The sequence below is a fragment of the Gimesia chilikensis genome (genome assembly GCF_008329715.1).
Classification (GTDB): Bacteria; Planctomycetota; Planctomycetia; order Planctomycetales; family Planctomycetaceae; genus Gimesia; species Gimesia chilikensis.
Genome location: NZ_VTSR01000010.1, coordinates 1 through 22,001, shown reverse-complemented (window position 1 = coordinate 22,001; position 22,001 = coordinate 1). Strand labels below are relative to the sequence as shown.

Here is a 22,001-nt window from a genome sequence, read left to right as displayed (position 1 = left end):
AAGGAGATCGCTGGATGATCAAAGGATGTAAATCAACGGGAACAGGAAGATCCAGACCAGGTCGACGAAGTGCCAGTAGAGGCCGATATTTTCGACATAGTCATTCCACTTTTCGCAGAGTCGTTTTCCCTGGACGAGGACAATCGCGAACAGGAGCATGCCGATGATGACGTGCAGTGCGTGAAAGCCGGTGAGCAGGAAGTAGACGGAAGCGAAGAGGTTGCCATAAATAATGGGTTGGAGGTGATGCACGGGGGCCAGGAGAGAACCGTATTCGGGGTTTTCTCGCAGGGTATCCAGGGCTTTGTTCATTTCGGGAACGGTGATCGATTCTTCGAGTGCCTGGTTATTCAGTTTCAGGTATTCACTCTCGAGATCGAAGTAGGCCTGGAGTTCTTTCTTACGGGCTGCCGGAGTGTCTTCGGCTGAGAGTTCTGTCTGCAGCTGTTGGCGGAGCTCTTCGACCGGGGGCACGATGGCTTCGGTTTTTTCATCAGTGACGCCGGCTTCTTCGACCGATTCCGCTTCTTCGGTGGGTTCGGTTTTTTCCGGATCCTTGACGCCAGCCAGGGCGATGACGCGGTTGTCGACGACCTGCTTCATCTCCCGCATCGATTTGTCGATGGCCATCTGAGGCGTTTCGGGAATGTGTCCGGGGAGAATATCGTATTTGAATTTGCCGGCATACTCGTAGGATTTGATTCCCAGGAAGAGACAACCCAGGACGAAGGTCAGCAGCAGGTATTTGCGTGCCTTGGAGAAGTTTTGGGCCTTCATCCCTTCGAGGGCCATGACGACGAAGTAACTGGAGAGAATCAGGACGAAGGTATTCAGTCCGCCGGCCCAGATCCGCAGGTGGGTCACGTCGGGGTCGGTGGGCCAACCGGGAGAGCCGGCACGCAGGACGATGTAGGCCCCGATGAAGGCGGAAAAGAACATGATCTCGGTCGCCAGAAAGAGCCACATGCCCAGTTTGGAATGTGGAATGGGAAGTCCCATGCGATATTGTGGCGAATTACTTTCGTGACTCATTGTCGTCTTTCACTTTGCTTCGCAGGCAGTTAAACGGTCGTGGTCTTCAAAACAGGGATGCTGAACGTTCTCAGTTAAACAGCTGCAGGCGATCCCAGGTGAGGGTGATCAGCAACACGGGGAGGTAGATCAGCGAACACCAGATCAACTCCCGGGCGGTCTTACGGGTTTCATTGCCCAGAAAGCGGATCGAGAAGATCAGGTAAGCGATTCCCAGTACCAGGGCGACGCCGGAATAGACGCTGCCGGCCAGAGAGACGTACTGTGGCAGGAGGCTGACGGGAATCAGGAGGGTGGCATAAATCACGCACATCCAGCCGATCATGCGTGGTCGGGGATCGGCGGCGGGCAGCATTTTGAGCCCGGCCTGGTGATACTGATGGCGGTACAGCCAGGCGATCGCCAGGAAGTGCGGGAACTGCCAGAGGAACATGATGGCAAAAATGGAGAAGGACGCGGTATTCAGGTTTCCGCCGGCAGCGGTCCAGCCCAGGATCGGGGGCATGGCGCCGGGGATGGCTCCGATTGTGGTACAGAACGAGGTGCAGCGCTTGAGCGGCGTGTAAACCACAACGTAGAGCACGAGTGTCAGCATGGACAGAAACGCGGTCAGCAGGTTGACCATCAATGCGAGATAGAAGATACCGATCAGGGCACAGAGGATGCCGAACACCAGCACTTCGGAGACAGAGAGTCGTCCGGAGGGAAGCGGGCGGCCTGTGGTGCGGGGCATCAGTTGATCGCTTTTGATTTCCAGTAGCTGATTCAGTGAGTTACAGCCTACGGCGACCAGTCCAATGCCGAACAGGGCGTGGATCAGCGGGAGCAGCGACCAGGAATGGGCGCTCCCCAGGGTGTAACCCAGGGCAACGGAAATCAACGCCATTGTCGAAATGCGGGGCTTCGTCAGTTCGAGGTAATCGGCGAGCCGTGCCAGGCTGATGGGCCGGGCTGCGGCTTTCGGTTCTTCAACGGCGATATAAGATTGTTGAGTCGTAGACATTTTCAGGCATTACCTTCAGTCTCAGGTAAGGAATCAGTAGCAGAGAGAGTTTGCTCTGACGAACGATTTTTATTTAACTGGTGCAGCCGGAAGACCCGGACTGAATACAGGGTGGTGGTCATCAGGAACAGAATCCCCGTGATCAGGTGCGCGGTGCGGAACAGCGACTGTTGCAGGGAGCCGGGTTCACCGATAATTCCGGCAGCGGGGAGTCCGAACCGGGTCAGCCAGGCGCCGATGCCGAGCATGATCTGGAAGATTCCCAGATGCAGCATACCCATGGCGGGGCGTTTCAGCCATTTAATTCCTGTCTTGCGGGCCGAGCGGAATTCGATAATCACAAAAACCAGGACCACAAAGGCAAAGCTCATGTGGGGATGCAGGCCGACTTTGAAGTGGCTCAGGAAGCCTCCCAGGAAATACTGAAAGAGGACGACCAGCGGAACCGTGATTGCCAGGCGGCGTCCGTAGCCTGGAGCAAGCTCGGGAGGATCGTTGCTGTTTTCGATCCAGCGTTTGCCGGTAACCATGGTGAGGAATGCCATCAGGGTGAAGACGCAGGCGGCGAACAGTCCGTGTGTCATCGCCAGCCCGACGCTGTTTTCCGTCACGCGGGTACCACCCAGAATGCCTTGAATGATCACGCAAATCAGGACGGCGATCGCAACCTTGCGAATCCATTTTTGCGGTTGCACTTTGAAGGCGACGATCACCAGGATGATGGACAGGAAGCCCACCAGTGTTCCCAGCAGTCGGTGCACGTGCTCAAAAAACTTATCCGTGGGGAGCCCGAAGACGGGGTACGTAAACATATTCTGTCCGTCGGATCCGGGCCAGCCATCGACGGCCATGCCGTAGCCTTCGGTAGTAACGTGTCCGCCCATAATCATCAGTGGCAGCGTGGCGACGGTGGTCGCCAGTGCGATGCGAAAGAGCCACGGATGGTATTGTTGCTGGTTCATAAAACTGTTTAACACTTCGTTAGCGGGTTAACTGGAAGTTTCCTGATTGTCGTTGTCTTTGTTCTCTGGTTCTGTGTCAGACGGTTTGGGTGGTTCACACTCTTTTTCGGTCTGCATCAGGAAATCTTTGTCGCCGTTATGCACGGCGTATTCATTGGGCCCATGGAAAACGATGGGCGGTTCGTCAAAGTTGCCGTGAGGCGGTGGTGACGGTGCGGTCCATTCCAGGGTCGTTGCATTCCAGGGGTTCCGACCGGCTTTAGGACCGAAGAACATGCTGTAGAAAATATTGATGAACAGCAGGATCTGGGCCGACCCCATGAGGATGGCCGAGATAGTCATGAACTGGTTCATGGGGAGCAGGTGTTCGAGGTAGCCGTGCAGATAGGGATCGGCATAGCGACGGGGCATGCCCTGCATTCCCAGGAAATGCATCGGGAAGAAGGTTCCGTTGGCACCGATGAAGGTCAGCAGGAAGTGGGTTTTGCCCAGTTTTTCGTTCATCATGCGTCCGAACATTTTGGGGAACCAGAAATGGATTCCCGCAAAGACGCCGAACAGCGTGGCACCAAAGAGTACGTAGTGGAAGTGGGCCACGATGAAGTAGGTGTCGTGGAAGTAGACGTCCACGGGGATTGCCGCCATGAAGATCCCGCTGAGACCGCCGACCACGAACATCGACAGGAAGCCGATGCAGTTGAGGGTGACGGTATTGAATTCGACTTTGCCGCCCCAGACGGTAGCGGTCCAGTTGAAAGTTTTCACGGCAGAGGGGAGGGCGATCATCATGGTAGCGACCATGAAGGCCATCCCGACAGCGGGGTTCATACCGCTGGTAAACATGTGGTGTCCCCAGACGATGAAGCCCAGGCTGGCGATCGCGGACATAGAGAAAATCATCGGTCGGTAACCGAAGATCGGCTTACGGACCATACAGCTGAGCATATCCGAGATCATGCCCATCACGGGGAGCAGCATGATGTAAACGGCGGGGTGCGAGTAGAACCAGAACAGGTGCTGCCAGAGCAGGGGCTGTCCCCCGCCGATGGTCGGATCTGCGTTGTTGATGATCAGTCCCGACGGGTAGAAGAAACAGGTGCCCAGCAGACGGTCGGTGACCTGCATGAAGCCGCCTGCGGTCAATACGGGCAGAGCGAAGGCCTGCAGAATCGCGGTGATGAACAGACCCCAGATGGTCAGAGGCAGACGGAAGAACGTCATGCCGGGGGCCCGCATGTTGATGATGGTGGTCATGTAGTTGATCGACCCCATCATGGATGAGAAGCCGACAAAAGTGACGCCCAGCAGCCAGAGGGTCTGAGCGGTTCCAGATCCGGGGGCTGCCTGGGGGAGGTCGGCCAGAACCGGGTAAGCGGTCCAGCCTGCTGCCGGCCCACCGGCGTAGGCGAAGCTCATACCGAAACAGATAATGGCGGGCCAGATGAACCAGTAGCTGAGCATATTGAGTTTGGGGAACGCCATATCGTCGGCACCGATCATCAGCGGGATGAGCAGGTTGCCGAAGGTTCCGGCGAGGATCGGGATAATGACGAGGAAGATCATCACGGTGGCATGCATCGTGAAGAGCATGGTGTAGAACTCTGGTGAGATCTGTCCTGCTTCGGCGGAGAAGAGCCAGGGGCCGACGATGGGCATCGATTCCCAGGGGAAGGCGAGCTGCCAGCGGACGGCCAGCGCGAGGGCACCCCCGACGATCAGCATCAGCAGTGTTGTGAACAGGAACTGAATGGCGATGATCTTGTGGTCGGTGGAGAAGATATACTTCGTGAAGAAATTACCGGGCGCATGATGTGCCTGAGGCTTCAGGATCGGTTGCAGGCCGGTGGGGGATGGATGCACAACGCTCATTTCTCGGTTGCCTCACTCTCAGAATCATTCTCGTTGGCGGCAATCTTGCCCAGCCCGTCGTAAAACTGCTGTTGGGTGAGATTTTTCAGATAGTTCTGGTAGTCTGCTTCTGATTCCACGATCACGTGGGCTTTCATCTTGTAGTGCCCCCAGCCACAGAGTTCGGCACAGACCAGGTCGTAGACGCCTTCTTTGTTGGCTTCAAACCAGACCGGGATCTGCAAGCCGGGCAGGGCGTCCTGTTTGATTCGCAGGGCGGGCAGGAAGAACGAGTGCTGGACGTCTTCGCTGCGGAGCTGAATCATGACCGGCTTGCCGAAGGGGACGTGCAGTTCGTTGACCGAATACAGATCGTCGGCCTGCGGTTTGGGTTGCAGTTTCTTGCCGATGGCGGGGTAACGGAAACGCCATTCGAACTGGCGTGCGGTGACTTCCGCGATCGGTGCTTTGACGGCTGCTTCGGGGAAGAACTTCTTGATACGGAAATCGGCCCAGAGGTTCATCTGATACAGGGCGAGGAACAGCAGAATCACACCGGGGATGATGGACCAGATCAGTTCCAGTTTGTGGTTGCCGTGGGTGCAGGTAGCCCGTTCGTCGCGATTACTGGAACCACGCCAGAGAGCATAAACGAGTACTGCCTGTGTACCAACGAAAACGACCGCGGTCACGAACAGGATCAGGTAGAACAGCCCGTCGATGCGGATTCCGAGGTTACTGGCTGCCTGGGCGTTATCGTAGGGAAACGACCAGCCCACCATGGGAGCCATCGCACAAGATACGACAGCCGCCACTGGCCAGAACAGAAAAAATAAACACCATCCTTTACCCACTACAGGTCTCCCCTCTGGTTTTCTGGTTGAGGATATGATTCGTTTTCATTATCAGTCGCTGAAACAGTTGATCCGGTCAGGTTGGGACCTGAACTTATTTGCTGGAATAAGGCAGGCTCATCACGTAGTTGACCAGGTCCCACAATTCTTCATCCGAAAGCGGACCGCCGAAGGCCGGCATCGGTGTTCCCTTAATACCGGAGTACATCCGGCGGTAGACGTCGATCGGGCGACGTCCGCCCCGGTAGATACCGCGGTGCAGATCGCGAGGCGGTAACTGGTTGCCCCAGATGTCGTGCAGTCCGCGGTTGGGATATTTCTCATTCGTAGCCGGATTGGTCCAGAAGTCCTGGGTCGCCGTTCCGTTGCCGCGTCCCTGGGGACCGTGGCAGGTGGCACACTTGGTTTTATCGCCGAGGTAGAGTTTGCGGCCCCGTTCGCGTGATTCGGGGGTATCGGGAACCCGTGGCGTTTCAGGCACGACCACGGCGTCTTCCATGTTGGCTTCTTCCCAGGCTTCCGCGACGCTGGATGTCGCGAATTCGAGAGTGTCCGGGAAGTCGAGTTCCATGTATTCTTTGAGCTCTTCCATGACGTCTTCGCGAGATTCGCCGCCATCTTCGCTGGTGCGTTCAGCGACCACTTTCTTGGAATAGTCGAAGAAGAGTTCATCAACGATTTTCTTTTCGGTCTCTCCGCGGATGGAAAGCCAGATGACGTAGTTTACGATGGCGGAGACTTCATCGTCGGTGAGCAGTTTGAAGGAGGGCATATAGGTGCCCGCGATGCCTTCTTTGACGGTGCGTTCCAGGTCGGCATTCTGTGCTTTGGCCGTCGGTTTGGTCGACGTGTATTTGTAGATGCCCTGGCGGAAATCGCGGGGCGGAGGATTCAGGTAGCGCGAGGTCGGCCCGGTGCCTTCACCGCTCATGCCGTGACAGTGCATGCAGTGGCGGTTGTAGAGATCGCGACCGAACTGCAGCCGCGTACATTCCACCAGGAAGGTATCGCCGGGCTGGGGATCGATGTCTGCTGCCTTGTCCACGGCGATGGTGCCGGTTTCGTAGTTGTATTCTTTGATGCGGGAGATCTGTCCCTGTCCCTTGCCCGAAGTCCATTCCAGGGGGAGTCCGAGCAGCTTGGGGTAGGCGTCCTGCAGGCCTTCGACCTGGAAGCGGATCAACTTCTCTTCGCCGGAGCTGGCCTGAACGGTTTTGACGGAGCCTTCAACGTCGCCGAAGTCGGTGGGGAGCCCTTCAAACTGAGTGAGTTCAAAGGGATTGCCAAACTGTCTGACCAATGCTTCTTTCACCGGTTTGGCGGCTTCCGGAACGAGTTCGTTGGTCTTTTCGGAAAAGACGAAGTTGACCTGAGGCTGTTCGCACCCGGTCAGACTGAACAACGGAAAGAGGAGCAACAAGCTTAGACGACTTAACCCAAATCTCACAGAAGTGAATCCTCACTTTATATTATAAGACTGATTTCTGATCGGGTAACACTCGGGGGTAACCCCGTCTGCTCACGGATCCCGATAATCCGCTTGCGAAGCAGCCACACTGATGGTCTTCAAGTTCTATGAAAATACCCGGTTGAGCGGCTAAAACCGCCATCATGTCTCAGACAGGTTTGCTTGCGCGGGGTGGGAGGTCTTACGACCTTGGTTACTTAAGTAATTCTGGCGATGCCCAGACGTTCTGACAACCAGCGAATCCTTGTAGAGGGTCTTTTCTCACAAGCAGGAAGGTCATTTCGTCGCTGGTCCCAATCGCGGGAATCACAGCTGTAATATGGTATTTTCTTTGCCTGGCTTTTTCAATCGGCACGGCCTGTCGTTTCCTGAGGAACCAGTGTAAACTGTAGGATCGGCGGTCTCGGGCGAGACTCCCGCTGATTCCTGCATGCATAGAGTTTGACTGAGTTTAAGTGACGCGTTCTCTCTCCCTGTTGTCCACATATCAGTGGAAGTAGATGGGCCGGAATGGGCAACCCGCAAACGGAACTGATTCGAGAATTTGATCGCCTGATCCGCCGGGATCCGGGCAAACGGGGGCTCATTGATTCGGAAGCCCGGTTTGGGCCTTTGTGCACTGATCATTTACTCCATGCCGCCCAGGATCTGGTGCAGGCAGGCACCCATGTGGCGATTACCACCGGTTTTTATATTCCCGCTGCGGAAATCCCGTCTGCAGAGACGGATGGCCCGCCGGGATCGATTCTGCTGGCGATGGTGCTGCAGGAGTGTGGCATCCAGACATCGATTGTGACCGATGCGTTGTGCGCGCCCGTGGTGGCAGCGACGGCGCGGGCATTTGCTTATCCGGAGAACCAGATCGATGTGATTGAGGGGGATGACCCCGACTGGGTGACCCGATTTTATGCGACCCGGAAGGTCAGCCATCTGGTAGCAGTGGAACGGGTCGGCCCCAGCCATACCCCGGACTCCTGGGGCCGACAGGAGCGGGTGGCTGGTTTGGAGCCGACCGCATTTCACGAAAAAGTCCCCTGCGACCACCATGATCGCTGTCACAACATGCGGGGAGAGATCATTGATTCTCATACGGCGCCTCTGCACCAGTTGTTTGAACGTCTGCCCGACTTTTTTCCGGAAGCGAAGTCGATTGGGGTCGGGGATGGCGGAAATGAGATCGGCATGGGGGCGATTGCCTGGGAAGAACTGGCGCGCCGGATCGCTTCGGCGCATGCGGGACTGATTCCGTGCCGGGTGGCTACTGACTGGAACATCGTGGCGGGAACGAGTAACTGGGGGGCGTTGGCCCTGGCGGCGTCTGTCGCGTTGTTGAAGGATCAGAGTGCGACCCTGTTCCGCTGGCAGCGGGAGGAACAGTTGCGGATTCTGGAAGTGATGGTCCGTGAAGCGAACGCCGTAGATGGTGTGACCCGCCAGCGGGAAGCGACTGTGGACGGGCTCCCCTTTCTGACTTACATGCAGCCCTGGGAGGGGATTCTCTCATTTCTGACCAGCTGATTTCTGCATTTCTGCGTAAGACAACCAGCGAAAGTCGGCCCGGAAACGGGAAATGGCTTGCATTTCGACAGTGAAACCGGGTTAAAATGGGTTGATTCTCAATCTGATTTTGCTCGCATTCCCGACGTTTAGACTTCAAGACGAACAGTGATTATCTCCATGAACGCTCTCCGCAATCTGTCCGCCCGGCTCCTGGTGACTTCCCGTTTCTGCCTGTTGACCCTGTTGCTCCTCTCCGGATCGACGCTCTACGGGCAGGCCGTCAGTAACGATAAATTCAAGCAGGAAGACAAATTCCGACAGCTGGATGAAGTGCTGCCTACGCCGAACGGGTTTCGGAATGCGTCCGGCGCACCGGGAGAAAAGTACTGGCAGCAGCAGGCGGATTATGAGATCGACGTTGAGCTGGACGACAAGCTGCAGAAGATCATCGGTTCGGAAAAAATTACTTACACGAACAATTCGCCCGATACGTTGAGCTATCTCTGGCTGCAGCTGGATACGAACATTCTCTCTTTCGACTCAGATGCACACCTGACAGGAACGGATTCTCCTTTGGGGAAAGTGGGCTACAAGTCGATGCAGCAGTTGATGGCCAAGGAGACTTTTGACGGCAGCATGAAGGTGACTGCGGTCCTGGATGCCGAGGGGAACAAGCTGCCGTATCAGATCATTAAAACCATGATGCGGATCGATCTACCCCGCCCGTTGAAGACCGGGGAGAGCACACAGTTTTCCGTGGACTGGAGTTACCTGATCAACGATTCGGAGAGCCGTCCCGCGCGTACCGGTTACGAATATTTCAAAGACGATAAGAACTTTCTGTATGAGATCGCCCACTGGTATCCCCGCATGGCGGCTTACACCGACAACACGGGCTGGCAGCATAAGCAGTTCCTGGGACGCGGAGAATTCACGCTGGAGTTTGGCGACTTTCTGACGCGGATCACGGTGCCCGACGATCATGTGGTCGCGTCCTCCGGGGTACTACAGAATCCGGAAGAAGTGCTGACCGAGACGCAGCGCACGCGTCTGGATGAGTCCAAAACTGCGAAAAAACCGATGTTTATCATCACTCCCGAAGAAGCGAAAGCGAACGAGAAATCAAAGCCGAAAGGCAAGAAGACCTGGGTTTTCAAGGCGGACAATGTTCGCGATTTCGCGTTTGCCAGCTCGCGTAAATTTATCTGGGATGCCCAGGGACATCAGCTGGAAGGCAAGGCTGAGCCGATTATGGCGATGTCTTATTACCCCAACGAAGGGGAGCCGCTCTGGAGCAGGTATTCGACGCACGCCATCATTCATACGTTGAATGTGTTTTCGAAGTATACCTTTCCCTATCCTTACCCGGTGGCGATTTCCGTTAACGGCCCGGTGGGGGGCATGGAATATCCGATGATCTGCTTTAACGGTCCCCGTCCCGAAAAGGATGGCACTTATTCCAAGCGGACCAAGTACGGGTTGATCTCGGTCATCATTCACGAAGTTGGACACAACTATTTCCCGATGATCGTCAACAGTGACGAGCGGCAGTGGACGTGGATGGATGAAGGGATCACGACGTTCCTGCAGTTCCTGACCGAGCAGGAGTGGGAAGACGAATATCCGTCCCGCCGCGGGGAACCTCGCGACATGGTGGATTACATGAAGAGCGGTTACCAGGTGCCGATCATGACGAACTCGGAGTCGATCCTGCAGTTCGGGAACAATGCCTATGGCAAGCCGGCGACCGCGCTGAATGTGTTGCGGGAAACCGTGCTCGGCCGTGAGCTGTTCGATTACGCGTTCAAAGAGTATTCCCGTCGCTGGATGTTCAAACGGCCGACGCCTGCGGACTTCTTCCGCACCATGGAAGATGCGTCCGGCGTCGATCTGGACTGGTTCTGGCGGGGCTGGTTCTACACTACCGACCATACCGACATGGCAATCGAGAACGTGCGGCAGTATCAATTGGAGACCGGTGATCCCTACGTGGATAAGGTCCGGCGGAAGAAGCGTCGCGATGAGGAGCCCGAGTCGCTTTCGGAGATGCGGAATAAAAAGCTGCCTAAGCGGACCGAAAAGTTTCCGGAGCTGAAGGATTTCTACAACGAATACGACGAGCTCGACGTGACCGATGCGGACCGCAAGAAATTCGAATCTCACCTCAAGGAACTGGACGCCGATGAGAAGAAGCTTCTGGAAACACAGAATTACTTTTACCTCGTCGATTTGAAAAACCATGGCGGACTGGTGATGCCTGTGATTCTCAAGTTGACCTTCGATGACGACTCCAGCCGGATGTTGCGGATTCCGGCGGAGATCTGGCGGTACAACAACCAGAGTGTTTCCAAGCTGATTCTGACAGAGAAACCCCTCAAAAGCCTGACTCTGGATCCGCACCGGGAGACTGCAGATACACAGCTGTCCAATAATGAGTTCCCCCGGACGATTGGCAAATCCTTCTTCCAACTGGAAAAATCGAAGAAGTCGAAGAACGAAATGCAGAAACAGCGTCAGGCAGAGGAAGCGGAAAAGAAAAAGGACGACAAGAAATCGGCTGAGAAAAAAGAGGAATAGCCGGGGTTACCGGCGGGGATCACCCGGTGTGGGAAAGTGGTACATGGACTCGATTTTCGCAATTTCGACCGTATAGTGGGCGTACCATTTGTCTTTCCCAAGTTGTTGTGCTGTAATATGTTCCGGATGCTGCTTCCAGGCCCGGATGGCTTCCAGGCTGTCCCAGTAGGAGATTGTGACCCCCGTTCCATCGGGGGCACGAAGCGAAGTCAGCTCCAGAAAGCCGGGCTGCTGGCGTGCCTGTTCTTCCATACGGGTCGCCATCTCAGCATAGCCTGCTTCATCGGGGGTTCGCCGGGAGCGAAAAATGACGGCATAGCGGGGCGAATTCTGGTTGTCAGTCATGGGAAGAGCCGATTCTGCTGAAAAACAGGAGTCTGGGATCGGGGAGGCCGGATTTCAGGCTTGCCACAAATTCTGGTTTCATAAATAATTTAGACAGTACAACCGCTGTTTTCGATTCATTTTTTCAATGGGAGGACGTTCAAGTGACGGGTTATACGGTCCACACAGGGTCAAGCGAGGATTTTACGAAGGGCTGGGACCGCATTTTTGGTGACAAGACCGTCGAAAAAGCGAAGAAAAAGAAGAAATCAAAAAAGAAGACGAGCGCAAAGAAAAAGGACTCGAAAAAGAAAAAGAAATCGTGATTCGTTTCACTTCTTTTCCGACAAAATCAGTGGCGCTGTGACGTTTCGGGCGAAGTCGAGGATCGGCTCAACTGACGTTTCAGCTGGTAAAAAATGCACAGGGCCGTGCTAATGCTTTAGGTGGGGAAGACCGATAATAAACTTCGTGCTTTTCCTGCTTAACGTAGTCAAACACACGACATGGAGGTAATGATGTCAGAAGAAAATGAAGAGTTCGAAGAAATCACCAGTGACGAAGTCGACCGTGTAGTCGCTGCACTGGAATCACTGATTGAATCTACAGACAGCGAAAATATTCGTTCCTATCTGGAAGAAGCCATGAACGAGATCTACTTCCTCGTTTATGAAGAGGAAGAAGACGAACTGGATTCTACCGTAGAAGCCTGCGACGACAGCGACGAAGATTTTTCTGAAGCTGCGTAAGTCTCCTCAGAGATACAATGATTGCTGCGCAAACCAGCAAAACTTAAGGCCACTTCCTATGTTCACAGGAAGTGGCCTTTTTTATTGCCTCGATCGGAATGGGGAGTTTACCGGTTACTCCAGTTCCACAGTAATCGAGCGGGAATCTGGATCGACCTTGGACGGCTTCCCGAACTTGATCTTCTTCGAAAACGCTTCGATGTCTTCGACCGGGTAAACCTTGAAGGTGGTGATCTCTCCATCGACAGTCGGAATCACCTGCAGGGATTCGGTGTCGTTGGCTGACTGCAGGATCTCATCAATGATCGGATCCTGTTCGCCTGGAGTGAGCTTTTTGTTGACGACGATGCTGATCATCGTGTTGGGATTAATCGGTTTGGCTTCGCCGGGGCTTTCTGCCATCGGTGATCCCATGGGGGTTCCCATTGCAGCACCACCCAGTTGGGCCTGCAGCATGGGGCCGAGCATGGCGACCGGCATGATGATCGGAGTCAGTTTCTGATTGAATTCTGCTTCGGTTTTGGCGTTTTCCAGTATCGCCAGTTGTTCATTGATACCCTTGAGGACCGGCATAACTTTCTGCTTGCTGGCCTGCATTGATTCTGGTGTGATTTCAGCAATTTCCTGACGTGATTGATCCAACTGTCTTTTCCACAAACTTTGCAGCTTATCGGGAATCCATTTATCTTCTACTTTGATCATAACCTGTTCTCGGGGCTCCTCGCCGGGTGCTTCGATCTTGATCTTTGCTGTGTCACCTTCTTCCGAGATGAGGGTGACTTTGGTCTGCTTAATTCGTTCGCGGAAGTTGAGTTCTCCCTCTTTTTTAGGGATCATTTCACTGATCTGGAAGACCTTTTTGAGGACAATATTTCCCTCACTATTGAGGTAAGTCTTAGCATTAAAATCTTTCAGTTTTTCCACGCTGGATACTTCACCATTGGCAATCGTTGCCAGGATGCCGACGGTTGGATCCCAGAACTCACTCAGCCTTTCCTGGGGAACGGGTAATCCCTGGATCATCTGGTTCTTGAGGATGAACTCTTTCTTGTCTTTCAGCAGGCTGGTAATCCGTTGGGCGGTATTGAAGATGCCATTATACAACTCGGGGTCCACTTTCGCGGCGAATTCACGTGTTTGGTCATTCCACTGTTGCTGATAACTGGCGGGAAAAAAGTTCCAGAGCTCAACCAGGTTCTCATCGGCAATGCCCTGCATCAGGTTCTGCATCGATTCTGCAGGGCCCGCTGGTGGACCGGCCTGCTGGGCTGAGGAACCACACCCGGAAAGCAGGGGGAGCGTTCCCAGGAAGAAGAGCAGAGTGAAGAGCGGGGCTGATTTTCTCATCAGAGATCCTTTGCGAAAGAAGAGAACTGGCGGAAGTGGAGCAGGGATTACTGCATCCTTTTACAGTAGTCAGTGTCGATCTTAACTCCGGTCCCGTCAGTTGAACAGGTTCGCAGACTGGAGTGATCTTTGAGAATCAGGGATTGAGGGAACGCGGACCAGTGGTCGGCGGATCAAACAAATCTGTATCTCCCGCGGCGCTGCGGAAGGGTTCTCAGCTGAAACATAGGTTATTTTCAGCGGATTACAGGCGGTTTCGGTCAGTATAAGTAATTTTAATAGAACCGGTGTCTGGCATAAGTGTCTGACAGATGTGGGAGGCAATTCTGTATCGGAATCTCCTGATGTCTGAGCCGAAGCTGGCAGACCTGATATCAGGCTGCTGTCGTCCCAATTCTGGGACGGTTCAGAGGCTGTAAGCGTAAGTATAATATAGTTATATGATTACAGTTTTTGGACGTTGCGTAAGTCCGTGGTCCCCGTTTTTCATATGAGCAGACGCTTGACTTATTGCCTTCAGCAACTCTACACTGTGCCGTATTCGAAATTTAAATAGTTCGAAGCAGCTATTATTAGTTTTCCTTATAAAAGGCTCTCGATTCTCTCCCATGCACCTGCGAAATGCCGAACTGTTCTGTGATGTCGTCGTGCACGGCAGCTTTTCCAAAGCTGCTGAGGTTCGTCGTGTGTCCCAGTCGGCAGCCAGTCAGGCCGTGCATGCATTAGAGAAGCGGCTGGGAGCGCAGCTGATCGATCGTTCGAAGCGTCCGTTTGAATTAACGCCCGCTGGTTCGATTTATTTTGATGGCTGCCAGCAGTTGCTGAGATCCTTCGAGCAGGTCGAGGAACAGGTTCGTCGCGCGATTGGTCAGACAAAGAACCGGGTGCGGATTGCCGCCATTTACTCGGTGGGTCTGGCCCAGATGCACGACTATGTTGAGCAGTTCCAGCACCTGTATCCGGAAGTGATGATCAACCTCGATTATCTGCATCCGGACGAAGTCTATCAGCGGGTCAGCGAGAACCAGGCCGATCTGGGACTGGTTTCTTTCCCCAAGGAAGACAAAGATCTCACCAGCATCCTCTGGCAGGAACAGCCGATGGTACTGGTGGTCTACCCCGGTCACCGGCTGGCAGATCAGGTCAGTTGTGAGGTAGGGGACATTGAAAATGAGCCCTTCGTGGCATTCACATCAGAATTAGTCGTTCGACAGAAAATGGATCGCTGGCTGAAAAAAGCCGGTGTGCACGTACAGCTGATCCATGAATTTGACAATATTGAGAACATCAAGCGTGCGGTGGAAGCCGAAGCGGGAATTGCGATCCTGCCTCTGCCGACCGTCAGCCGTGAAGTTCAGGATCAGTCATTAAAAATCGTACGCCTGGAACAGGTGGAATGGTTCCGTCCGATTGGGATCATTCAGAGAAAACAGAAGTCGGTACCCGATGACGTGGTATCGAAATTCATAGAAGTCCTGCATGAAAACCCCGCGAATTTCTCAAGCGCTCATCGAGAAACGACCGAGGGATCTGCATCAGCGGGAGAGAATTCTTCCAGTATGGATGCATTTTCATTCGGTCCGTTAATAGCGCGAGAGTAAACTGGCAGTTTTCTCTGCAGGTTGTTTCTGGTTGGGATGGATCCAGCTTTTTCTGAGTCGGGAGCAGACTCTCCCTGAAGAAGATTCAGAATTACCGATGGTAGATCTTTGACAGAAAACGTTCCGGTTTCGGCCGGGTCAGGCAGACATGGTTTCCTCAGGGGAGCGTCGTCTGCTGAAACAGATTACTGAGTGCGAAGCTTGTTCGCGATAAACTGAAGATGCCCGGGTGGCATCGATTTTGAAAACATTAGTTTGAATGGTGAAGTAAGATGACGAGTCGAACCGTTCGACGTGGAACTGATTCCGAAAACAAAGCACAAAACTCCCTGTTTCAAGTGGGGCGTTTCCCGGAAGCTCATGGGCTCTACGATCCGGAATTCGAGCATGACAGCTGTGGTGTGGGTTTCGTCGCCCATATCAAAGGCAAACGGTCACACCAGATTGTGGTCGACGCCGATGAAATGCTGCGTCATATGACACACCGTGGCGCCTGTGGCTGCGAAGAAAATACGGGCGATGGTGCCGGTATTCTGGTTTCCATGCCTCACGACTTCCTGCAACGCGTGGTGAAGGAAGATCTGAATCTCGATCTGCCTCCCTCGGGTCATTACGGCATGGGAAATGTCTTCCTGCCGACCGATGAATCACAGCGGGAACACTGCAAAAAGGTCGTGGAAGAGACCGTCAATGCCCAGGGACTGGTTGTCCTGGGCTGGCGTGAACTGCCCGTGGAACCGACCAAGGCCGACATCGGTCCCTCCGCGCTGCGTGCTCTGCCGCACATGGAGCAGGTCTTCATTTCCACTTCGAATCACAAGGTCGCTGACCAGGATCACCTGGAACGGCAGCTGTACATCATCCTGAAGGCTTCCAGCCGCCAGTTGCGTGAAGGCAGCAGCCTGCCCCAGGGACTGATGTTCTACTTCTGTTCGCTGTCCAGCAACATCCTGGTTTACAAAGGAATGCTGACTCCCGATCAGGTGATGCCGTTCTACCCCGACCTGCAGGCGGAAGACTTCACCAGCCACCTGGCGATGGTACACTCCCGCTTCTCAACAAACACCTTCCCCAGCTGGGACCGGGCACAGCCGTGCCGCTTCATGGCCCATAACGGGGAAATCAATACCCTGCGTGGGAACGCCAACTGGATGTATGCCCGCCAGGGAATGATGTCCAGCGAGCTGTTCGGCGACGATCTGAACAAGCTGTTCCCGATCATCGAGCCGCACTGCTCGGACTCGGGTAACTTCGACAACGCACTCGAACTGCTGCTGATGTCCGGTCGTCCGCTGCCGGAAGTGATGATGATGATGATTCCAGAAGCCTGGCAGAACCATCATTCCATTTCCGTCGCCAAGCGTGCGTTCTATGAATATTACTCCGCCTTGCAGGAACCATGGGACGGGCCGGCATCAGTTTCCTTCACCGATGGTAAATGTATCGGCGCCGTGCTGGACCGGAACGGTCTGCGTCCCAGTCGTTACTATGTGACTCACGACGATCGCGTCATCATGGCCAGCGAAGTGGGAACCCTGGAAGTTGATCCGAAACTGGTTAAGGAAAAAGGCCGTCTGCAGCCCGGAAAGATGTTCCTGGTTGACTTCGAAGAAGGCCGCCTGATCCCCGATGAAGAGATCAAAGAAAAGTACGCCACCAAGCGTCCTTACCAGGAATGGCTGCAGAACCAGCGTCTGCGTCTGCAGGACCTGCCACCCGCTGAGAAGATCGATTCGGTTCCGACCGAAGAGCTGCTGTCTCGTCTGCAGGCCTTTGGTTTTACATTCGAAACGCTGAAGTTCATGCTGATTCCGCTGATCAAAGCCAAGAAGGATCCCATCGGTTCCATGGGGAACGATGCGGCCCTGGCCTGCCTCAGCGATCAGCCACGCCTGATTTACGATTACTTCCACCAGCTGTTCGCCCAGGTGACGAACCCCGCGATCGACTCGATCCGCGAGGAAGTCATCATGTCGCTGGAATGTTACATCGGTCCGGAAGGCAACCTGCTGGAATCGACCGAAGACCAGTGTCATCGACTGCTCATTCCCGAGCCGATCATCACCAACGAGCAACTGGCCGCCATCAAGAAGATGGATTACCGTGGCTGGAAAACCAAAACCATCGACGTGACTTATCCCAAGTCAGAAGGGGAAGCCGGTTTCCGGGCTGCCCTGGATCGGATTCGGGAAGAAGCCTCACAGGCGATCGCCGATGGCTTCAGCCTGATCGTGGTTTCGGACCGGGCCGTCTGTAAAGATCGTGTCGCTCTGCCGACCCTGGTTTCCTGTGGAGCGATTCACCATCACCTGGTTCGCAACGAACAGCGTACGCAGATCGGGATTGTACTGGAAACCGGCGAAGCCCGCGAAGTACATCACCACTGTCTGCTGTTCGGCTACGGTGCCGATGCAATCAACCCGTACATGGCCTTCGAAGCCCTCTGGCACTCGCTGGAAGTCGGCGAGCTGGATGCTGCCAAGTGGGATCGTAGTTCCATCGTCTCTGCCTATCGCAAAGGTGTCTGTAAAGGGATGCTGAAAGTGATGGCCAAGATGGGCATCTCGACCCTGCAGAGTTACAAGGGCGCCCAGATCTTCGAAGCCGTTGGTCTGAACCAGGAAATCATCGAAGCCTGCTTCTCAGGAACCGCCAGCCGGATCAAGGGAATCGGTTTTGACGTGGTTGCCAAAGAATGCGAAATGCGTCACAACATCGGCTACCCGCAGCGGGATCAGAAGCGTCTGCCCGTTCTGCCTAACCCCGGTGTTTACCACTGGCGGGCCAACGGAGAAAAGCACTCCTGGTCACCGGAAAACATTGCCAACCTGCAGGCTGCTGCGAGCTCGGGCGACAAGGGTGCCTACAAGCAGTTCGCGAAAGCCGTTAATGAAGAGACGACCCGGCAGTGTCACCTGCGTGGTCTGCTGGCCTTCAAAAAGCGGGAACCGATTCCGCTGGACGAAGTCGAACCGGTGACGGAAATCGTCAAGCGATTCTGTACCGGTGCGATGAGCTACGGTTCGATCTCGGCTGAATCTCACGAAGCCCTGGCGATCGCGATGAACCGTCTGGGTGGCAAGAGTAACACCGGTGAAGGGGGCGAAGATTATTCGCGCTTCAAGCCACTGGATAACGGCGATTCCAAACGGTCGGCCATTAAGCAGATCGCTTCCGGGCGGTTTGGTGTGACCAGCTGGTACCTGACCAATGCTGACGAACTGCAGATCAAGATTTCTCAAGGTGCGAAGCCGGGAGAAGGGGGCGAACTGCCCGGGCATAAGGTCAACAAGATCATTGCTTCGGTACGTCACTCCACTCCGGGGGTCGGGCTGATCAGTCCTCCGCCGCATCACGATATTTACTCGATCGAAGACCTTTCGCAGCTGATTTACGACCTGAAGAACAGTAACCCCTCGGCCCGGATCAGCGTGAAGCTGGTATCGGAAGTCGGCGTGGGTACGATTGCTTCGGGTGTGGCCAAAGGTCATGCCGACAACATCCTGATCTCGGGAGCTTCCGGTGGTACCGGGGCCTCTCCGCTGACCAGTGTGAAGCACGCCGGTCTGCCCTGGGAACTGGGGATTTCGGAAACCCACCAGACGCTGGTGCTCAACGATCTCCGCAGCCGTGTGCGTCTGCAGACTGACGGTCAGCTGAAAACCGGTCGCGACATCGTGATCGCCACCCTGCTGGGAGCCGAAGAGTACGGCTTCTCCACCGGGCCGCTGATCACCATGGGCTGTATCATGATGCGTAAGTGTCACCTGAATACCTGCCCGGTCGGGATTGCGACTCAGAATCCGGAACTGCGTAAGAAGTTCGCCGGTCAGCCCGAGCACGTGGTCAACTACTTCTTCCTGCTGGCAGAAGAGGCCCGTGAAATCATGGCTGAACTCGGATTCCGCACCATCAACGAGATGGTCGGACGCAGCGACGTTCTGGAACTGGATGAAGGGGTTGCTCACTGGAAAGCGAAGCACCTGGACCTGACTCCGATTCTGCGACTGGCTGAAAAGCCACACGAAAACGTGGGTACTTATTGCACGATGGACCAGCAGCACGGTCTGGAAGTCGTGATCGACAACCTGCTGATCAGCGAGGCACAGCCTGCGATCCAGAATGGTGAGTCGGTCACCATCGATGTGAAACTCAAGAATACGGACCGCACCTTCGGTACGATGCTGAGCCACGAGGTTTCCAAGCATCATGGTGCAGAAGGTCTGCCCGATGAAACGATTCACATCAACAGTAAGGGTTCCGCAGGACAGTCCCTGGGGGCCTGGCTGGCACACGGGATTACCATCGAGCACGAAGGCGATGCCAACGACTATGTTGGTAAAGGTCTCAGCGGCGGACGGATCATTATCTATCCGCCCGAGAATTCGACCTTCAAGCCGGAAGATAACATCATCGTCGGTAACGTGAACCTCTACGGTGCGACCGAAGGTGAAGTTTATATTCGCGGTCAGGCTGCAGAACGTTTCTGTGTGCGTAACTCCGGAGCGAAAGCGGTTGTGGAAGGGATCGGCGATCACGGTTGTGAATACATGACCGGCGGTCGGGCCGTTGTTCTCGGTGAAACCGGACGCAACTTTGCCGCCGGGATGTCGGGTGGTGTGGCTTATGTCTACGATCCCGAAGGTCATCTGCTGCAGAACAGCAATCTGGAAACCGTGGAACTGGAACGGCTGGAAGATTCCGAGGACATCGCGGAACTGAAAGAGCTGATTGACAATCATCGCAAGTTCACCGGTTCGACCGTGGCCAAAGCGATTCTGGATAACTGGGAAAACGAACTGGAACTGTTCAAGAAAGTCATGCCTGTGGATTACAAGCGGGCTTTGCTGGAAATGGCAGCTGAAGAAGCGGAAGCTGCCGCCAGCGTCTAGTGACAAACCGTGTTCCTGTCGCGTCTGAACCGCGTGACAGGAACGCCTTCCCAGGAGCATATTGCTTCTTCTGTATAAGAGCTAACACATTTTTAGAGTGAGATAGAACTATGGGTAAGCCAACCGGCTTCATGGAATTTACGCGAGAACTGGGTGCCGACAAAAAACCGGAACTGCGGATTCTGGACTGGAATGAGTTCCACGATCATCTGACTGATGAAGAGCTCAGCAACCAGGGCGCTCGCTGCATGGACTGTGGGATTCCCTTCTGCCACACCGGGAAAACCCTGGCAGGCATGGCCTCGGGTTGTCCGATTAACAACCTGATCCCCGAGTGGAACGACCACATCTACAACGGTCGCTGGCAGGATGCACTCGACAGTCTGCACAAGACAAACAACTTCCCGGAATTCACCGGTCGGGTCTGTCCCGCACCTTGTGAAGGGGCCTGCGTACTGGGGATTCACGAACCTCCGGTGACGATCAAGAACATCGAGAACTCGATCATCGATCACGCCTTTGATCAGGGTTGGGTCCAGCCGAGTCCTCCTAAAACACGTACCGGCAAGAAAGTCGCTGTCGTCGGTTCCGGTCCTGCCGGACTGGCTGCCGCCGCTCAGCTGAATACCGCCGGTCACAGCGTAACCGTCTACGAACGCGATGACCGCATTGGTGGTCTGTTGATGTACGGCATCCCCAACATGAAGCTGGAGAAGTGGATCGTACAGCGTCGTGTCGATCTGCTGGCTGACGAAGGGGTGGAATTCATCACCAATACTTCGATCGGCGTGGACATCACCGCGGATCAACTGATGAAAGATTTCGATGCTGTCGTGCTCTGCACCGGTGCGACCAAGCCCCGCGATCTGCCCATTCCGGGCCGTGATCTGAAGGGCGTGCACTTCGCGATGGAATACCTGTCGAAGAATACGAAGAGCCTGCTGGAGTCAGGTCTGGAAAGCAAGCATTACGAGAACTCTCCGGTTGAGGGTTTCATCAACGCCGAAGGCAAGAAAGTTGTCGTGATCGGCGGTGGTGATACCGGTAACGACTGCCTGGGTACCGCGATGCGTCAGAACTGCGAAAGCCTGATCAACCTGGAAATCGTGCCTCAGCCTCCGATGGAGCGGGCCGCGAACAACCCCTGGCCTCAGTGGCCGAAGATCTTCCGCGTGGACTACGGTCACGAAGAAGCGGCTGCCGTATTCGGCAAAGATCCGCGGATGTTCCAGATGTCGACCCTCGAATTCGTGGGCGACGGCAAAGGCAACCTGAAAGCGATCAAGGTCTGCGAAGTCGACTGGTCCAAGCCGGTTGAGAACGGTCCTCCGTTCAGCGTGGTTCCCGGTTCGGAACAGGAACTCGAATGCGACCTGGTCTTCCTGGCACTCGGGTTCTTAGGCCCCGAGCACATCATCAGCGAGCAGCTGAGCCTGGAAACCGACGCCCGTTCGAACTTCAAAGCCGAGCATGAGCAGTACACCACAAACATCGACGGTGTCTTCGCCGCCGGCGACTGCCGACGTGGTCAGAGCCTGATCGTCTGGGCGATCAACGAAGGCCGCGGCGCCGCCCGTGAATGTGATCGCTACCTGATGGGAGCGACCGAACTGCCGTAATGCAGTGGTGATAAAGTGATAAAAATGAAGCACTCCTGTTTGCGGACAGGAGTGCTTTTTTGTTGCGCCTGGGGGTGTGGCGAACATGCTTATGGTTTCTGGTGTCCGTTGGGAACTGGCAATTCGACTGCTGTGAATAAAAGGTGCCAGGGTGAAACTATGAAAGAAGGTCGAGCCGGTGGTGGTATTCTTTAACGCGTGGTAAACATAGTTTGTTACAACCTT

General features: G+C 54.8%; 14 protein-coding genes. 6 read left to right on the top strand and 8 right to left on the bottom strand.

Going from position 1 to position 22,001, the window contains the following annotated elements; genetic code table 11:
- Positions 1-18: 18 nt before the first annotated feature.
- The 6 genes from FYZ48_RS15175 to FYZ48_RS15150 form a co-directional block, all read right to left on the bottom strand.
- The gene (locus FYZ48_RS15175) at positions 19-1,032 is read right to left on the bottom strand and encodes a cytochrome c oxidase subunit 3 (RefSeq protein ID WP_242022673.1); all 1,014 of its coding nucleotides are present in this window, start codon (positions 1,030-1,032) and stop codon (positions 19-21) included.
- A gap of 70 nt (positions 1,033-1,102) precedes the next feature.
- On the bottom strand, positions 1,103-2,035 hold the full coding sequence (gene cyoE / locus FYZ48_RS15170) for a heme o synthase (protein WP_149341784.1): 933 nt from the start codon (positions 2,033-2,035) through the stop codon (positions 1,103-1,105).
- Positions 2,036-2,037: 2 nt separating this feature from the next.
- Complete coding sequence (locus FYZ48_RS15165; protein ID WP_149341782.1) at positions 2,038-2,997, bottom strand: COX15/CtaA family protein; 960 nt, start codon at positions 2,995-2,997, stop codon at positions 2,038-2,040.
- 27 nt (positions 2,998-3,024) lie between these two features.
- A complete protein-coding gene (locus tag FYZ48_RS15160; RefSeq protein ID WP_242022671.1) occupies positions 3,025-4,866 on the bottom strand; it encodes a cytochrome c oxidase subunit I in 1,842 nt (613 codons plus the stop codon).
- Positions 4,863-5,699, bottom strand: coding sequence for a cytochrome c oxidase subunit II (gene coxB / locus FYZ48_RS15155; protein ID WP_149341779.1), 837 nt, complete (start codon positions 5,697-5,699; stop codon positions 4,863-4,865). The genes FYZ48_RS15160 and coxB overlap by 4 nt, the downstream gene beginning before the upstream one ends.
- 94 nt (positions 5,700-5,793) lie before the next feature.
- A complete protein-coding gene (locus FYZ48_RS15150) occupies positions 5,794-7,119 on the bottom strand; it encodes a cytochrome c (RefSeq protein ID WP_149341776.1) in 1,326 nt (441 codons plus the stop codon).
- Positions 7,120-7,677: 558 nt separating this feature from the next.
- Between FYZ48_RS15150 and FYZ48_RS15145 the strand changes: the two genes are divergently transcribed.
- Together FYZ48_RS15145 and FYZ48_RS15140 are read left to right on the top strand one after the other, a co-directional pair.
- Positions 7,678-8,685, top strand: a complete 1,008-nt coding sequence (locus FYZ48_RS15145; RefSeq protein ID WP_149341774.1) for a glutamate cyclase domain-containing protein — start codon at positions 7,678-7,680, stop codon at positions 8,683-8,685.
- A gap of 159 nt (positions 8,686-8,844) precedes the next feature.
- Positions 8,845-11,244 carry a M1 family metallopeptidase gene (locus FYZ48_RS15140; protein WP_149341772.1) on the top strand — a complete coding sequence of 800 codons (2,400 nt, stop codon included), beginning with the start codon at positions 8,845-8,847 and terminating at the stop codon, positions 11,242-11,244.
- A 6-nt stretch (positions 11,245-11,250) separates the two neighbouring features.
- On the opposite strand, the gene FYZ48_RS15135 is transcribed toward FYZ48_RS15140, so the two are convergent.
- On the bottom strand, positions 11,251-11,589 hold the full coding sequence (locus FYZ48_RS15135; protein WP_149341770.1) for an antibiotic biosynthesis monooxygenase family protein: 339 nt from the start codon (positions 11,587-11,589) through the stop codon (positions 11,251-11,253).
- A 497-nt stretch (positions 11,590-12,086) separates the two neighbouring features.
- Here FYZ48_RS15135 and FYZ48_RS15130 point away from each other — a divergent pair, with 497 nt between their 5' ends.
- Positions 12,087-12,317: a hypothetical protein gene (locus FYZ48_RS15130; RefSeq protein WP_149341768.1), complete on the top strand. Its 231-nt coding sequence runs from the start codon at positions 12,087-12,089 to the stop codon at positions 12,315-12,317.
- 114 nt (positions 12,318-12,431) lie between these two features.
- Here the strand turns inward: FYZ48_RS15130 and FYZ48_RS15125 are convergent, their stop codons facing one another.
- A complete protein-coding gene (locus FYZ48_RS15125; protein WP_149341766.1) occupies positions 12,432-13,664 on the bottom strand; it encodes a hypothetical protein in 1,233 nt (410 codons plus the stop codon).
- 608 nt (positions 13,665-14,272) lie between these two features.
- On the opposite strand from FYZ48_RS15125, the gene FYZ48_RS15120 reads away from it, so the two are divergent.
- From FYZ48_RS15120 to FYZ48_RS15110, 3 genes are all read left to right on the top strand, one after another.
- Positions 14,273-15,265, top strand: coding sequence for a LysR family transcriptional regulator (locus FYZ48_RS15120; RefSeq protein ID WP_145036973.1), 993 nt, complete (start codon positions 14,273-14,275; stop codon positions 15,263-15,265).
- Positions 15,266-15,537: 272 nt separating this feature from the next.
- Entirely contained in the window at positions 15,538-20,157 is a 4,620-nt protein-coding gene (gene gltB / locus FYZ48_RS15115; RefSeq protein ID WP_198422230.1) for a glutamate synthase large subunit, read from the top strand.
- 110 nt (positions 20,158-20,267) lie between these two features.
- On the top strand, positions 20,268-21,776 hold the full coding sequence (locus tag FYZ48_RS15110; RefSeq protein ID WP_149341764.1) for a glutamate synthase subunit beta: 1,509 nt from the start codon (positions 20,268-20,270) through the stop codon (positions 21,774-21,776).
- Positions 21,777-22,001: the final 225 nt, after the last annotated feature.

Bases quoted from the DNA above. Each gene is read 5' to 3' on its own strand.
- FYZ48_RS15175 (WP_242022673.1), bottom strand. From the start codon at position 1,032: ATGAGTCACGAAAGTAATTCGCCACAATATCGCATGGGACTTCCCATT.
- FYZ48_RS15110 (WP_149341764.1), top strand. From the start codon at position 20,268: ATGGGTAAGCCAACCGGCTTCATGGAATTTACGCGAGAACTGGGTGCC.
- FYZ48_RS15130 (WP_149341768.1), top strand. From the start codon at position 12,087: ATGTCAGAAGAAAATGAAGAGTTCGAAGAAATCACCAGTGACGAAGTC.
- gltB (WP_198422230.1), top strand. From the start codon at position 15,538: ATGACGAGTCGAACCGTTCGACGTGGAACTGATTCCGAAAACAAAGCA.
- FYZ48_RS15120 (WP_145036973.1), top strand. From the start codon at position 14,273: ATGCACCTGCGAAATGCCGAACTGTTCTGTGATGTCGTCGTGCACGGC.
- FYZ48_RS15135 (WP_149341770.1), bottom strand. From the start codon at position 11,589: ATGACTGACAACCAGAATTCGCCCCGCTATGCCGTCATTTTTCGCTCC.
- cyoE (WP_149341784.1), bottom strand. From the start codon at position 2,035: ATGTCTACGACTCAACAATCTTATATCGCCGTTGAAGAACCGAAAGCC.
- FYZ48_RS15125 (WP_149341766.1), bottom strand. From the start codon at position 13,664: ATGAGAAAATCAGCCCCGCTCTTCACTCTGCTCTTCTTCCTGGGAACG.
- FYZ48_RS15140 (WP_149341772.1), top strand. From the start codon at position 8,845: ATGAACGCTCTCCGCAATCTGTCCGCCCGGCTCCTGGTGACTTCCCGT.
- FYZ48_RS15165 (WP_149341782.1), bottom strand. From the start codon at position 2,997: ATGAACCAGCAACAATACCATCCGTGGCTCTTTCGCATCGCACTGGCG.
- FYZ48_RS15160 (WP_242022671.1), bottom strand. From the start codon at position 4,866: ATGAGCGTTGTGCATCCATCCCCCACCGGCCTGCAACCGATCCTGAAG.
- FYZ48_RS15145 (WP_149341774.1), top strand. From the start codon at position 7,678: ATGGGCAACCCGCAAACGGAACTGATTCGAGAATTTGATCGCCTGATC.